Source organism: Polaribacter sp. Asnod6-C07 (assembly GCF_045063625.1).
In the GTDB taxonomy this organism is placed as follows: Bacteria; Bacteroidota; Bacteroidia; order Flavobacteriales; family Flavobacteriaceae; genus Polaribacter; species Polaribacter vadi_A.
Genome location: NZ_JBEFOF010000005.1, coordinates 1,347,009 through 1,363,349, shown reverse-complemented (window position 1 = coordinate 1,363,349; position 16,341 = coordinate 1,347,009). Strand labels below are relative to the sequence as shown.

Genomic DNA, 16,341 nt, shown 5'->3' with positions numbered 1-16,341 from the left:
TATAAAAAAGGCACGAATAAATATTACATAATGAAATACACTAAATTACCAAATACAGATATTAAAGTTTCTAAAATTTGTTTAGGAACCATGACTTGGGGTAAACAAAATACACAAGAAGAAGGTTTTGAACAGATGGATTATGCCTTAGAACAAGGTGTTAATTTTTTTGATACTGCAGAATTATATGCTGTACCTGCAAAACCTGAAACTTATGGTGCTACAGAAAAAATTATTGGAAATTGGTTTAAAAAAACAGGCAATAGAGATAAAGTAGTTTTAGCAAGCAAAATTGCTGGTGCTGGGCCTTATACTGCTCATATTAGAGAAAATGGTTTTGCAAAAGAAGCTTTAATAGAAGCTGTTGACGGTAGTTTAAAAAGGTTACAAACAGATTATATAGATTTATATCAATTACATTGGCCAACAAGAGGTGTAAATACTTTTGGGCTTAGAGATTACCCATATAAAACCTCTGCAAAAGAAGCAGAAAATCATTTAGAAATTTTAGAAACTTTACAAGGTTTTATAAAACAAGGGAAACTAAAACACATTGGCTTGTCTAATGAAACGCCTTGGGGAACAATGAAATACTTACAAACTTCTGAAAGCAATAATTTACCAAGACCTGTAACTATTCAGAATTCTTATTCTTTAGTGCATAGAGGTTATGAAGTTGGTATGAGCGAGGTTTCTTTAAGAGAAAACATTGGTTTATTAGCATACTCTCCTTTAGCACAAGGTGTTTTAACTGGTAAATATTTAAGAGGAAAAAAACCTGCAGATGCAAGAGGAATTTTATTTCCAAATTATATTTTAAGATATCAAACAGATTTGGTAGAATCTGCTGTTTTAAAATATGAAGAATTGGCTAAAAAAAACGGGGTAACTTTAGCAGAAATGTCTTTGGCTTATATAAATCAATTGCCATTTGTAACCGCAAATATTATTGGTGCTACCAAAATGAATCAGTTAAAGGAAAACATTAATTCTATAAATATCGATTTATCTGATGACATTTTAGAAGAGATAGAAGCAATTCATAAATTAATACCAAATCCTGCGCCTTAAGATTGGATCTATTTTTGAGAGTTTAATTTAAAATTAAAAAAAATCCAAAGTAATGTTACTTTGGATTTTTTTTTGACATATTTTATTTAGATCTAAATTTAAAAACCCTACCATCTTTTAAACCATAAACTTCTTTACTTTCTTTACAAGTTGCAAAACCATCTTCATCAAATTCTAGTGTGTGCCCATATTCGCTTACCCAACCAATTTGTTTTGATGGATTGCCAACTACTAAAGCGTAAGGTAAAACTTCTTTTGTAACAACAGAGCCTGCACCTATAAAAGCATATTCTCCTATATGATTACCGCAAATTATAGTTGCATTTGCACCAATACTTGCACCTTTTTTTACAATTGTTTTTAAATATCTATTTTTTCTATTAATGGCACTTCTTGGGTTTATCACATTTGTAAAAACCATTGATGGTCCTAAAAAAACATCATCTTCGCAAGTAACACCAGAGTAAATAGAAACATTATTTTGCACTTTTACATTTTTACCCAAAACCACATTAGGAGAAACCACAATGTTTTGACCAAGATTACAATTTTCGCCAATTTTACTATTAGACATAATATGACTAAAATGCCAAATCTTAGTTCCTTTTCCTATTTTACAATTATTATCTACAACAGCTGTTTCGTGTGCAAAGTATTCCATAACAAAATATTAGGTTAATTTTTAGTTCTGTAAATGTACTAAATATAAAAACCCAACTATATAGTTGGGTTTATTTTTTAAATGTACTAATTTTTACTCTATTATAAAAGAAATTGGCAGATTATACTTGACTTTTACAGCTCTATTGTGCTGTATTCCTGGAGAAAATTTTGGTAATTTTTGAATTAACTCTTTGGTTTCTAACTTTAATTTAGCATGTGGAGCTCTAATTTTAATATCAACTACATTACCTTTATCATCAATAATAAATTGTGTGCTAATTCTGTATTTACCAGAATTTAGACCTAAATCATTTGCTAAACCAACATCGAAATTACGTTGTACAAATTTCTTCATTTTTTTATCAAAACAAATTCTATTTTCTTCTTTTGATAATCCTTCACAACCTTTAAAAACAGGTGCATTTTGTACAAAATCGTAAGGTACATCTTCAATAACTGTTTCTGGTATATCTACTTCAATGATATCTCCTTCGTTTAATTCTACAGTTTCTTCTTCTGTAGGGTCAAGATTAACAATAGTTTCAGTAATAATATCATTATCTCCTTTTTCTACAGGTTCATCCTCTAGAAAAACAGATTTCTGATCTACTTTAATCTTTGGTTCATTTTTGGGTTCTCGTTTAAAAACGGGGACTTCATCTGGATTAAGATACACTGTTTCTGGCTGATGAAATTGTTTAGCCACTACAGGTTTTTGCTCGGTTTTGTGCTCTAATGTTAGGTAGACAATAAAAAGCACTAATACAAGTCCTAACTGGGTAAAAATGGTTGAGAACTTTTCTAATTGTTTGGTTGGTAGTTTTTTCACGTTTTTCATAATTAGAAAGTTTTAAAATGTTAAGTTTTTGTTAAACCAAATAACGTGCCAAAAAAAATAATTCAATTGATATTCAAAATATTATGTTCAAAATCGGTTTATACTTATTTTTACAAAGTGAAAAAATTTAAAAGAATTATATTAATAATAATATCGAGCAGTGTTCTTTTTTTTGGAAGTTGGGTTTTAATTCAAGAATTTAATTTCTACACTATTGTTCCTAAAATTCAAAAAGACCCCAGTTTATTAATTCCTGTTTTTATAACCGTTTTTTCAGTTTTTAGTGTGCTATTTGGCATCTACAAAATTCAAAAAAACACTGTCTTTAACTCAAACATCTACAAAATTTTAAGAATAGGAGATTTTATTTATTCAACTTCTTTTTTAGTATTCTTAATTGTTGGAGTATACTTTATTTTTAAAAATTTAAACGAAATTAAAATTGATAGAAGCTTAATTATTTTCGGTATTATTTTTATCCTTTTTTTATACAACGTTTTTCTAATAATAGACAATGTTCAATATCAAAAAGAGCAAAAAGATTTATCTAAAAAAGATGACATTGCTGATATAGGTACATAAAAAAACAGCATCAAAAAAAATTTTGATGCTGCCACACAATTAGGTTAAAATAACCTTTATCTATCAATTGTGATTTTCTTATTTAATAATTAATTTTTTAGATATTATTCCTATTTCTGATTTTACTCTTATAAAATAGATTCCTGTTGATAAATTAGCAACGTTAATATCTAATTCAGATTTGTTTAATCCATTTTGGCTGAAAATTTTATCGCCTAAAATACTATAAACATCTACTTTTTGAAGTTTAGTATTATTAGTTAATGAGACTGATACTTTTGATTTTGCTGGATTTGGATACACCAATAATTTTACATTTTGCTCTGTAAAATTTTCTATTGATAGCACACTAGATTCACTTGCTGTTAAGGTAAACGTACCTGAATCATTTTGATTTACTGAGCTTTTGCTTGATGAAGCTTCTAGCCAAACTTTTAAATAAAATTGAGTACCAACAGTTAAGTTTTTTAATGAAATTGATGTTCCACAAGTAATTGGTACTAAACTTGAACAAGATTGATACACTGCAAATTTTAACTGACCTCCAAAACCAGAACCTTCTATACTAAACTCGCCAGTATTTGGTACAATTACAGAAAACCAAACATCTGCAATTACATTACCAACAGCACAAGTTGGGTTGTTATTAGAAGTTCCGCTATTTACATCTCCTGGCGTTTGTTGCCCAAATGTTAGCGGAATTGCTTTTGCACAATCGTCATTTGCTGGTGCACAATCTGTAGAATAATTAGCAGTTGCGTCTTTATTTGTCCAATTAGAATTACTAAAAGAAACATCATCTACTTCTATACAGGTTAAATTTGGGTTGCCAGTAATACTAAAATTTGTAATATTAGTATTATTGCCATTTTTAAGCATTAAATCCTCTAAAAGATTATCATCTAAATCAAGCCAAAATAAATTATTGTTTTGTCTAATATCTACATATTTTAGTTGATTTTCATTTGCTATAAAGGCTAGTAAATCTATGTTAGAAATTAAATTAATTGTAGTTATTTGATTTTTGTAAACCGATAAACTTTCTAAATTTATTAATTGACTTACTTCTAAAAAGGTTAAATTATTTTCGCCAACATCTAAGCTTTTTAAAGCTAAATTGTTTGATAAATCTAGCTGAGATATTTGATTATTTGCAATAAGTAATACTTCTAAATTTGTGTTTTTACTAAAATCTACTTGGGTAATTGCGTTATTTTTAGCATTTAAATCTACTAGATTTGTAAAATCTTCTAGACCTGTTAAATCAGAAATATTTTTTGATTCTATATTTAAAGTAGTTAACGTTTCTATTAACTCTGTACTTACCAAATTATCATCAGCAACTCCATTACCAACATTTATAGACTCTAAATAAGCCTCAAAATTTGCATCAGTTATAGATGTAAATTTTGGACAACTAGTATTAAATGATGTATGTGCATCAATAGCGTTCCAAGTTGCATTTGCGTCTCGCCAAGTTGTTTCGCTAAAAGTTTCATCATCAACTTTAATACAGTTTAAATTAGGATTATCAGTAGTAAAAAAAAGTGTAATATTTGTGTTGTTTCCATTTTTTACATCCAAAGAAATTAGCTCATTATTTGTTATGGTTAACTGAGTTAATTTATTGTTATTACTGGTATCAAGGTTTCTAATTTTATTAGAATCAGCATATAAAAAAGCAAGTTCTAAATTATTACTAACATCTAAATTATTAAGATTGTTGGTATTACATTCTAATGATGTTAACAAAATGTTTTCTGATAAATCTAGTGCTGATATTAAATTATTACCAATATTTAACACTTCTAATTTTGTATTGCTTGCTGTGTTTAAAGAAGAAATTTGATTATTAAAACACCATAAACTAGTTAAATCTGGCAACATAGAAACATCTAAATTTGTAAGCTGATTTGTGCCTACATGTAACTCTTTTAATTTTACATTTTTACTTACATCTACTGCTGTTAATGCATTTGTAAAAAGGTCTAAAATTTCTAAGTTTGTGTTTTTAGAAAGATCAATAGTTGTTATTGTATTGTCTCTTGCAACCAACTCTGTTAAGGCAACAAAGTTTTCTATACCTGTTACATCTACTATACTTTTATCGCCAATATCTAAGGTAGTTAATGTTGCAATTTTTGCAGTTTCTACATAACCATCGTTATTTATTCCATTTCCTAGTCCTAAAGATTCTATGTGCAATTCAAAATTATCATCTGGAATATAGGTATAATCAACACATTCTTCTACAAATAAACTAGTTGTGTCTTTATACCAAGAAATATGATTCTTACTATAATCTTCATCATCAACTAAAATACACATTAAACTTGGGTTTAATTTGCTAGAAAAATAGATGATGTTTATGTTGTACCCATTTTTTAGGTTTAGTTCTGTGAGTTCGTTTTTTTCACAATTTATTCTCTCTAGAAGTGTATTTTCTGTAAAATTTAAGCTGGTTAATTTATTATCATCAGCATTAAATCTTTTTATTTTTATATTTTTAGAAAGATCTATTTGAGTAATTGTATTTCCTTCTAAATCTACATCTTCTAAATCTACTAATTTTGTAATGTCTATGGCTGTTAATTGGTTTGAAGAAAGATTTAATTCTGTTAGTTTTATATTATTAGAAATATCTATTGTAGTTAATTGAGTTTCTTCTATTGATAATTCTGTTAAATTGATGTTGTTTGAAACGTCTAATGAAGAAAACAGTGCATCAGTAACATATAATGATGTTAAGTTTACATTGTTGGAAACATCTAATGAAGTTAAAGAATTACCTGTGTTAAAAATAGAAATTTCAGTAAGATTTACATTTTTAGAAGTATCTATGGATGAAATTTCTGTATTACTTAAAGATAGTATTTCTAAGTTAGTGTTTTGAGTAATATTTAAACTCTTTAATGGATTATCTTGAAAATATAAATGCGTAAGTGCAGCAAAATCTTCTATACCTGTTAAGTCTATAATATTATCTACAATACCAATGTGTAATTGGGTAACATCTTTAATATCATTTGTTAATACTTTTCCGTTTATGGTATTATTTGAGTCATAACCCTTGTCTATTAAAAATTGTTCAAAGTATGGATCTGGGATTGCAGTGTAATCTTCTCCAACAATATCACCTTCTGTAATGGTTCCAAAATCTTTCCAAACATCAGCTGCTTGATAATCTGGAACTTTGCCTTGAGGAACTTCTAAACCAACATTAGACAAAGTTACACCTCCAAATAAATCTGGTTGAACAGTTAATGGTGTTAACCAGTTTACTTTTACCTTCTCTAAGGCTGTACAATTTATAAAAACACCTAATCCAAAATTAGTAATAGAATCAGGAAGTTCAATTTCTTTTAAGCTTGTACAATTATAAAATGCTAACTCACTAATTTCTATAACCGAATTTGGGATTGTTATTTCTGACAAAGTTGTACACTCATAAAATGCTGACTCATCAATTTGTAAAACTGAATCTGGGATTACTATTTCTGACAAACTTGTGCAACCTCTAAATGTACCTTTATCTATATGTTTTAATCCAATTGGTATATTAATATTGGTTAAACTTGTACACTCATAAAATGCACCTCCTCCAATTTCTAAAACTGAATCTGGGATTGTTATTTCTAACAAACTTGTACAACCTGAGAAAGTTTGCTCTCCAATTTCTGTGAAATCACTATTAATATTTACAGTGTTTAAATTTGTACAAAAGGCAAAAGCTCTTAAATCTGTAATTTTATTACTAGCTGAAAATGTTACACTTTCTAATGATGAACAACTAGAAAAAGCACTTTTAGGAATTGTTTCTACATTTGGCATAGTAACATCTGTTAAACTATTACATTGAAAAAATGAAAACTCTCCAATACTTATTACAGATTCTGGGAAATTTATTTCTTCTAAATTTATACAATCACTAAAAGCACTATTACCTATACTTTTTAGGTTTTCTTTTAAAGTGATATTTTTTAAATTCTCACAATTATTAAATATTCCAGAAGGCAATGCTATTATAGATTCTGGTATTGCAATATTTTGTAAAGCAGTACAACTACCAAACATATTTTCTCCTAAACTAGAAAGTCCATTTGATAGGTTTACTGTTGTTAAGTTTTCGCAGCCTTTAAATATTCCAGAATCAAAATCAGTAATTGTATTTGGTATTGTTACACTTGTTAAAGCACTCCTATCAAAAGATAACCAACCTAAACTAGTTAATGAACTTGGAAAGTTTATTGATGTTAAATTTGCACACTCTGCAAACGCACTTTTACCTATAGAAGTTAATGAATTTGGTAAAACTATATTTTGTAAACCAGTTTTTCTAAATGTTCTTTCTTCAATAGTAGTAATTGAGTTTGGCAACTCAATACTTAATAAACTTTCATTTTCTTCAAAAACTTGATTTTTAATAGAAGTTACAGTATTTGGTATAGTTACATTGCTTAATTTTGTGCAACCGTCAAATGCTCTTTGCTCTATTGTTTTAATGTGAGATGGAATAACTATTGTTTCTAAAGCAGTACAACCTTCAAACATTTGTTCTGGTATTTTATCAATTTGATTGGGTAGATTTACAATATCAATCAAAGAAGAACAAAAACTAAAAACTTCTTTACCAAGTGAAGTTATAGTATTTGGTAAATTTACTTCTGTTAAAGTACTACAACCATTAAAAGCATAATCTCCAACAATAGATACATTTGGTAATATAAAATTTTGTAAACTATTACAAGATTTAAAAGCACCTGATTTAATTTCACTTAATTTAGAAGAACTATTAAAAGTAATTGTTTCTAATGCACTACAATTTTCAAAAGCATCTTCCCCTATAGAAGTCATATTATCTGGAATATTTATGTTTTTTAACTTTTTACAAAATCGAAAAACAGCTTCATCAATAATTTCTAAATTTCCAGAAAGGGTAACATCAGTTAAGTTTTCACAACTTTGAAATGCTCTTTCTTTAATTGTTGTTACAGAATTTGGTATTACTATCTCTGTAAGACTATCACACCCAGAAAATGAAAATGTACTTATAGACTCTAAACTACTGGGTAAAACCAAATTTGTTAAATTAATACAGCCCGAAAATGCAGATGGACCAATTTGTTTTAAAGAATTAGGTAAGGTTATTTGAGTAAGAGTTGTACAGTTTTCAAATACATCTGTGTTTATTCTAGTAACCTTGAAAGTATCTCCTTGATAAGTAACTGCAGCCGGTATTGTAACAATATCTTTACAAACAGCATTTGTAATTTGTACAGATTTTGGATCAGTCCCAAGAGATTTGTAAGTGAAATCTCCAATAGTAAATGTTTGTGCTTGTATAGTTCCTACAGAAATAATAAAAGCGAATATTAATAGTAATCTTGTTTTCATAGTATTTAGTTTTTAAAATCCCATTTTTTTGTAATCGTTGGTATTAATATTTACTGATTTATCAGAAATATTTACAACTTGCATTATAAATTCTTTTCCTTGATGGTGGCTGTTCATTTCTAAAACAAAACCAGAGAAATAGGGATTATTCATTTTCATACCCAACATTGGCAATGCTTTATTCTGAATAGGAAAATCTTCTGAAACCCAAAAAGTAACACTTCCTTTAGAATTTGTATAATCGTAATCTACCTTAACTTCTTCGCATAAATAGCCAATAATTGTTTTGGTATTTCCTGTTTTTATATATTCAAAATCTCCTTCTTCTGGTAACTTATCTTCCATATCAAATTGATTACCCATTTGTGCTAAAGAAGTAGATTTTTTAATTTTCATACCAGCCATATTCATAAACATAGTAGATGATTTTGGTGTATTTACAACCAACATTTCTTGACCTTGCATTTCTTTTGAATTTAAAGAGATTCCGTAAATATCTGGGTAACTACCTGTTAAAAAAACAATGTTTTGAGAATCGCCTCTATCATCTGTCATTTTAAGTTCTATACTTTTATTAAAACTGAATGTAGAAGGAATGTTTACAGTGGGTACTGCTTTACTAAACATTTCCATATTTTCATCTTCAGAAAGAGCATCTACAGGATCTTTTTCTTCTGATTTTAATTCTTTTGTTATGGTGTATTCTGGTTCTGTAGTGTTAATCATTCCGTTTATAGAAACAGAAGTATTGTTGGTAAAACCCTCATTATCTTTATGATTATCTATTTTTGCATCCCCAGAAAAATTGAGGCTAACATTTTTATCTTTATTAAAAGTTATTGTAGCAGTACCAGAAATTAATTCGAAATTTTGAGGTGCATGTTCTTGCCCTCTCTCATAAGTATATTTTCCTTTTACTAAAGCATTGTATGCTAATTTTAAAGTAGCTTCTTCAGGAATTTTAAAAGTTTTATTACTTAAATCTGCTATATTTTCTAAGTTTTTAATCGTTAAAATATAGCCATCAAAAACATCTGCGTCAGAGGTTCTCCAAGAACCTTCTATTTTAATTTTATTAGCTTCTTTATTTACTTTGGTTTTTGATACGTCGTTTACACTAAAACTGCCATAAAGTGAAGTGTGATTTATAGAAGCAGAACCATAAGATTTTAGTCTATCATCAACAGTATTTGTTTTAGGTTCTTCTGTTTTACTTGTTTTCTTTTTTCCATATAGAATACTATCTACTTTTTTATCAGCTTCTTTTTCAATTTTATTTTCAAGTTTTTGTTGTGCTTTCTTTTTTAGTTTTTTCCAAAGTTGTGCATTTGTAGAAAGTGCAAGAGATAAAAACAAAAAACTTAATATTATTTTTTTTGAAATTTTCATAATCAATATAATTTTTGGTTGATATTATATAACCACAAATATTCTTTTTATATCAACCAAAAAAAAGAGAAAATGTATAACCTGTAGTATTTACTGTATGCTTTGGTGCTTCATAAATAAATGAATTTACATACCAATTATCATTAAAACAGTACTAAAAACAAGTAAAACTCTGCCATTTGCACAACTGTAAAACTTAATTGAGAAATATATTTTAACTTTGAGAAAATTGACTAAGATGATTAAAGCTGTAATTATAGATGATGAGCCAAAAGCCATACAAGGTTTAAATTGGGAATTGTCTAATTTTAACAATGAACTAGAAGTTGTTGCTACTTTTACTGAGCCAGAAAAAGCAATTCCTTATTTAAAAAACGCTAAAATAGATTGCCTTTTTTTAGATATAGAAATGCCAACTATGGATGGTTTTCAGTTTCTAGAAAAGTTAGAAAATAAAGATTTTGCTGTAGTTATTACTACTGCTTATAATGAATATGCCATAACTGCATTAAAAAAAGAAGCCATAGATTATTTGCTAAAACCAATAGATACTGATGATTTGGCTGATACCATTCAAAAAATAAAAAAATACAATTCTAAAAGCTATAATGCAGACAAGTTTGAAGATATTTTACTAAAATTCAACAACAAATTACATCACAAAAAAATAACCATAAATACAGATGGTAAATTGGTTTTTTTAGAACCAAAAGACATTTTTTATGTAGAATCTGATGGTAATTATTCTACTTTACATTTGTCTGATAATAAGAAAATTGTAGTTACAAAAAAACTAAAAGAAATTAACGAACTTTTACCTTCTGATCATTTTTTTAGAATACATAATTCTTACATCATCAATCTTAATAAAATTAAAGAATTTTTAAAGTCTGATGGTTATATTGTTTTAGAAAACAATGCTAAAATTCCGGTTTCTAGACAAAGAAAATCAGAATTTTTAGAAAAATTATAAGCTAATATATTATGCCCAAAATACTCCTGTTTTTTATTTGCTTTTTCTTTTTTACTGCTACAAATGCGCAGAAAAAAAAGATAGATTTTAGTACGCAAATAGACAGTATTTTAAAAAAAAGACCCACAACTTATAAAAGTATTAATTTTTATTTAAGACCATTTAGAAGAGATACTGCCAAATTAAAAACATTAGCAAATAAGTTCGAAAAATCGAATTATTTAGATGGTAAAGCCTATGTAGAAAACCTTTTAGGTATACAATACAGAAACTATTCTTTATACCCAAAAGCAATTACTGTACATACATCTGCGTTAAAAACTGCTCAAAAAGCAAATAGTATAGAGTTTGAGGTATTTAGCTTAAATATGTTAGGTGTAGATTATAGAAAAATGGATGCAAACAGAACTGCTTTAGATTATAATCATGAGGCTTTAAAGTTAGCAGAAACTGTTGCTAAACCCAGCCTTGGCTTAAGAAGAAGTATTGCTGTTTCTTTAAATAGTATGGGTAATATTTACCTACTTTTAAAACAGTACGATTTAGCTATTGAGCGTTTTAAAAAATCTCAAGAAATAGAAAAAAGTATTAATAACGAGCTTGGTTTAGCTATTAATTATCAAAATATAGGTTATGCAAAAGATGCACAAGGCAAAACCGAAGAAGCTTTAGGTTATTTTGAAAAATCTTTAGCTATTAACAATAAAATAAACAACACTTTTGGGCAAATTATTTGTAAAAGTAGTATTGCAAATATGTACATAAAACAAGGTAACCCAAACAAGGCTATAGCATTATTAAAAGTAAATTTAGTAACTGCAGAAAAGTTAGGAAACAAGAAGTATTTATCTTATGAATACTTAAATTTAGGATGGGCTCAATCCAAATTAGGGTTATATTTAGAGGCAGAAAAAAACTTAAACATAGGTTTAAATATTGCTAAAAAATATGACCTTTCTTCTTCTTTATCTTATGCTTACAGCCACCTTTCTGAGCTCTATGAAAGTAAAAATGATCATGAAACTGCTTTAAAATTTTATAAACTATCAGACGAATTCGAAAAGAAGATTTCTAACGAAAGAACTATACAATATGTAAACGATTTAATTATAAAATACGATAGCGAAAGACAAAATAATGAGATAAAAAACCTTGCCAAACAAAATGAAATTGCACAATTACAATTAGTAAAAAACCGAAATATTTGGGTAATTGTTTTGGTTAGTTTTATTTCTGTAATTAGTCTTTTATATTTCTTGTACAGACAACGTTTATTAAAAAATCAGAAAAGGATTTTAACCTTAGAACAAGACGTTTTACGCACACAAATGAATCCTCATTTTATTTTTAATGCCTTAAATTCTATTAAGCATTATATTATAAATAACGAGCAAAAAAATGCAGTGCATTATTTAAATAAGTTCTCTAAATTAGTTCGCAAAATATTAGAATCATCAACCTTAAAAGAGGTTTCTTTACAAGAAGAATTAGAAACAATGGATTTGTATATGAACATCGAAAACATCCGTTTTTCTAATGAAATAGATTATGTTATTAATGTTGATGAAAGCTTAGATTTATCAAAAATAAAAGTACCTCCTTTAGTTTTACAACCCTTTTTAGAAAATGCTTTATGGCATGGATTATCATCTAAAAAAGGAAATAAAAAAATAACATTATCTGTTTTTAAACCTTCTAAAGATTTCATTCAGATTGATATAGAAGATAATGGAATTGGACGAACTGCATCTGCTAAAATAAAATCTGAAAAAGTAATTAATAGAAAATCTATAGGAATTAATTTAACTAAAGAACGCTTACAGAACTTTATTAAAGATTTTCAAAACCCTTTTAGTCTTATTTTTAATGATTTATTTGATGATGAGAAAAAACCAAAAGGAACCAAAGTTGCTCTGAAAATACCTATAAGTTAAAAAATGTATGAGCCTATTTTTTCAAGATTTTTCCTCTTGGTTACAAGGGATGCTTTTTATTTTAATTGCATACCATACAACATCTTATTTTTTTACAAGAGATAAGAGTTTTGCTATTTATGCAGCTTTTTTATTATTGGTTACTATTTATTTAATTCCGAAAACAAATAATGCTACTTCTTATTATTTAGCAGAAAAATTTAGTTGTTTTTTTAATGCATTTAACTGGATTATTCAGATTTGGTATTGGATGTTATACAGTTGGTTTTGTATACATTTCTTAAACTTAAAAGAAAAAGATATACGTTTAGCTGTACAAATAATGCTGTATATTTTAGTAACAACTGTTTTTTGTACACTGTTTTTTATTGTAGATTATTACTTGTTTCATCAACAATATATGACTCGTTTTTTCTTATTCGTTTACACACCAGTAACCTTATTAATTATTTCATTTTTTATAAAAGCTATTTATCAATTTAAAGATAAAGTGAATAATTTTTTTGTAGTTGGCTTAATCTTTTTTGTTGGTTTTTCTGTATTAGCTCTTTGTTTATCTTTTGTAAAAAATTACCCATTTAAAAACATAGATCCAATAGATTTTTTTATGATTGGTGTTTTATTAGAAGCCATAATTCTTTCTATTGGTTTAGCTTATAAATACCATAATTACAGAAAAGAAAGAGATAATTATAATGCTCTCTTAATTGCTGAACTGCAAAAAAATGATACTTTAAAAGATCAATTAAATGAAAAATTATCAGAAAAAGTTGAGAGTCATAAATTAGCAGAAGTAGAGGCTTTGTACGAAAAACAGATAAACGAACTCAAGTTAACAAGTTTATTAAGTCAAATGAATCCGCATTTTATATTTAATGCATTAAACTCAATTAAGCTTTATATTATAAATCACGAACCCAAAATTGCTGCTTATTATTTAAATAAATTCTCTAAGTTAATTCGTAAAATATTAGAAGCTTCAACCAATAAAGAAGTAACATTACAAGAAGAGTTAGAAACTATGGATTTGTATATGACTATAGAAAACATCCGTTTTTCTAATGAGATAAATTTTAATATCAACGTAAACGAAAACATCAATTTAAAAGGTATATCAGTGCCTCCATTAGTTTTACAACCTTTTTTAGAAAATGCGATTTGGCATGGTTTATCCTCTAAAAAAGAGGATAAAAAAATTAACCTATCTATAATTAAATCATCTAAAAAACACATTTTAATTATTATAGAAGATAATGGAATTGGTCGTAAAGCTTCTGCTAAAATTAAAGCAGATAAATCTATCAATAGAAAATCTATAGGTATTAGTATTACAAAAGATCGATTATCTAATTTTGTAAAAAACTTAAATAATGATTACACAATTATTTATGATGATTTATTTGATGAAAACAAAAAACCTATTGGAACTAAAGTAGTATTAAGCATACCTTTAGCTTAAAAAAATGAAAAACATTACAAGTAGTTTTTTTAACGAATCACCTCATACAAATGGAGTATTATTGTTTGTACTTGGTATTGTTTTTTTATTAACTATTTATAATTATTTATCTTATTATCAGCATAAAAGTAAAACCTACCTTTATTATGCAACCTATACATTTTTACTGTTTTTAGCGTACTTTACTTTTACCAAAAACGATTTTTTAGATCAACTAACAACACCTTTACAAAACTTTTTCTCTCTTACGCATGAGTTTTGGGTTTGGTTATACAACATTGCTTATTATCTTTTTGCTTTCAGGTTTTTAAACTTTAAAACACATTATAAAAAACAAACAAAAATTATAAAATACATTCTTTTATTTTTATTCATTTTAGGCTTTATTGGCTTTACAACTACGCTAGTTTTAAACGATAAAAACTTGCTAATTACCTTGTATTTATTTGCGTACATACCTATAATCATATTACTTACTCTATATTGTTTTTATCTGGTTTATAAAACTCCAGAAAAAACGAAAAACTATATTTTAATAGGTTCTTTTATATTATTTATCTCATCTCTATTAACAATTTTAATTATTGAATTTCAGATTTTTACCAATAACTCAGCAACTGGTTTTCTTATCTTTTATTTAGGTATTGTTTTAGAAAACATCTTCTTTTCTTTAGGCTTAGGCTTAAGGCAAAAAATTCTTTTAAACGAAAGAAATGAAGCCAAAAATCAACTAATTTTAAAGCTACAAGAAAACAAAGAATTAAAAGAAGAAATGAATTTTCAATTAACTGAAAAATTGAATGTTTTAAAAGAACAAATTACCCTAAAAGAAGAAATAGACGATTTAAAATTAATAACACTTAAAAATCAAATGAATCCTCATTTTATTTTTAATGCTTTAAACTCTATAAAACTGTATATTATAAATAATGAAAGAAAAAATGCTACTTACTATTTAAATAAATTCTCTAAACTAATTCGTAAAATTTTAGAGGCTTCTAGCCAAAAAGAAACCACTTTGAACAACGAGTTAAAAACGATGGATTTGTATATGAATATAGAAAATATTCGGTTTTCTAACGAAATAAATTTTGAAATTATAAGTGATGAAAACCTAAACTTAGAAACCATAAAAGTACCTCCCCTTGTATTTCAGCCATTTTTAGAAAATGCTTTGTGGCATGGGTTATCATCTAAAAAAGGAGATAAAAAAATACGATTATCTGTTTCTAAAATTGATGAAAATTATATAAAAATAATTATTGAAGACAATGGAATTGGTAGAGATGCTTCTGCTAAAATAAAATCAGAAAAATCGATTAATAGAAAATCTGTTGGTATTTATTTAACCGAAAAAAGATTAAATAATTTTGTTAAAAATTACAACAACAATTTTTCTATAAATTACGAAGATTTAAAAGATAATAAAAAGAATTCTCTAGGCACAAGAGTAATTATAGCACTGCCTCTATTCTAAGTGTTTGGCTGCTACTTTTTCTAATTCATCATACCAATTTTGCCCAAACTTTCTAATTAAAGCTTGCTTTACAAATTTATAAATTGGCACTTGTAATTCTTTACCTAAAGTACAAGCGTCATCGCAAATTTCCCATTTATGGTAATTTACTGCAGAAAATTCACTGTAATCTTTAACTCTTACTGGGTATAAATGACAAGAAACTGGCTTTTTCCAACCAATTTCTCCTTGGTTATATGCTTCTTCAATTGCGCAAAGTGCTGTGTTTTTTTCATCAAAAATAACATAAGCACAATCTGCACCATTAATTAAAGGTGTTTCTAGTTCACCCCATTCACTTGTAGTCCAAGCTCCTTGTTTCTCAATTGCTTCTATACCTTCTTTTCTTAAAAAAGGTTTTACTTTCGGATAAATTTCGTCTAAAATTTGGGCTTCTTCTTTTTCTAATGGTGCACCAGCCTCACCATCTACACAGCAAGCACCTTTACATGCAGATAAGTTACAGACAAAATCTTTTTCTATAATATCTTCTGAAACAATCGTTTTTCCTAGTTGAAACAT

General features: G+C 27.1%; 11 protein-coding genes. 6 read left to right on the top strand and 5 right to left on the bottom strand.

Annotated elements, in window-relative coordinates; all coding sequences use genetic code 11:
* The first annotated feature begins 30 nt into the window (after positions 1-30).
* On the top strand, positions 31-1,071 hold the full coding sequence (locus tag ACJJVK_RS05670) for an aldo/keto reductase (protein ID WP_405564061.1): 1,041 nt from the start codon (positions 31-33) through the stop codon (positions 1,069-1,071).
* An 82-nt stretch (positions 1,072-1,153) separates the two neighbouring features.
* On the opposite strand, the gene ACJJVK_RS05665 is transcribed toward ACJJVK_RS05670, so the two are convergent.
* On the bottom strand, positions 1,154-1,732 hold the full coding sequence (locus ACJJVK_RS05665; protein WP_215994572.1) for an acyltransferase: 579 nt from the start codon (positions 1,730-1,732) through the stop codon (positions 1,154-1,156).
* 93 nt (positions 1,733-1,825) lie between these two features.
* Entirely contained in the window at positions 1,826-2,572 is a 747-nt protein-coding gene (locus ACJJVK_RS05660) for an energy transducer TonB (protein ID WP_215994571.1), read from the bottom strand.
* 117 nt (positions 2,573-2,689) lie between these two features.
* Here ACJJVK_RS05660 and ACJJVK_RS05655 point away from each other — a divergent pair, with 117 nt between their 5' ends.
* Positions 2,690-3,154, top strand: coding sequence for a hypothetical protein (locus tag ACJJVK_RS05655; protein WP_405564059.1), 465 nt, complete (start codon positions 2,690-2,692; stop codon positions 3,152-3,154).
* Between the two features lie 78 nt (positions 3,155-3,232).
* Here ACJJVK_RS05655 and ACJJVK_RS05650 read toward each other — a convergent pair whose 3' ends face one another.
* Together ACJJVK_RS05650 and ACJJVK_RS05645 are read right to left on the bottom strand one after the other, a co-directional pair.
* Complete coding sequence (locus tag ACJJVK_RS05650; protein WP_405564058.1) at positions 3,233-8,548, bottom strand: leucine-rich repeat protein; 5,316 nt, start codon at positions 8,546-8,548, stop codon at positions 3,233-3,235.
* A 12-nt stretch (positions 8,549-8,560) separates the two neighbouring features.
* Positions 8,561-9,937, bottom strand: coding sequence for a DUF4412 domain-containing protein (locus ACJJVK_RS05645; RefSeq protein WP_405564056.1), 1,377 nt, complete (start codon positions 9,935-9,937; stop codon positions 8,561-8,563).
* A gap of 238 nt (positions 9,938-10,175) precedes the next feature.
* Between ACJJVK_RS05645 and ACJJVK_RS05640 the strand changes: the two genes are divergently transcribed.
* From ACJJVK_RS05640 to ACJJVK_RS05625, 4 genes are read left to right on the top strand one after another with little or no spacing between them, the layout of a single operon-like run.
* Complete coding sequence (locus ACJJVK_RS05640) at positions 10,176-10,910, top strand: LytTR family DNA-binding domain-containing protein (protein ID WP_215994567.1); 735 nt, start codon at positions 10,176-10,178, stop codon at positions 10,908-10,910.
* Positions 10,911-10,921: 11 nt separating this feature from the next.
* Positions 10,922-12,844, top strand: coding sequence for a tetratricopeptide repeat protein (locus ACJJVK_RS05635; protein ID WP_405564055.1), 1,923 nt, complete (start codon positions 10,922-10,924; stop codon positions 12,842-12,844).
* Positions 12,845-12,851: 7 nt separating this feature from the next.
* Positions 12,852-14,303 (top strand): sensor histidine kinase, encoded by a 1,452-nt coding sequence (locus tag ACJJVK_RS05630; protein WP_405564053.1) that lies wholly within the window; start codon positions 12,852-12,854, stop codon positions 14,301-14,303.
* A 4-nt stretch (positions 14,304-14,307) separates the two neighbouring features.
* On the top strand, positions 14,308-15,780 hold the full coding sequence (locus tag ACJJVK_RS05625; RefSeq protein ID WP_405564052.1) for a sensor histidine kinase: 1,473 nt from the start codon (positions 14,308-14,310) through the stop codon (positions 15,778-15,780).
* Here the strand turns inward: ACJJVK_RS05625 and ACJJVK_RS05620 are convergent.
* The gene (locus ACJJVK_RS05620) at positions 15,772-16,341 is read right to left on the bottom strand and encodes a DUF3109 family protein (RefSeq protein WP_405564050.1); all 570 of its coding nucleotides are present in this window, start codon (positions 16,339-16,341) and stop codon (positions 15,772-15,774) included. The genes ACJJVK_RS05625 and ACJJVK_RS05620 overlap by 9 nt on opposite strands.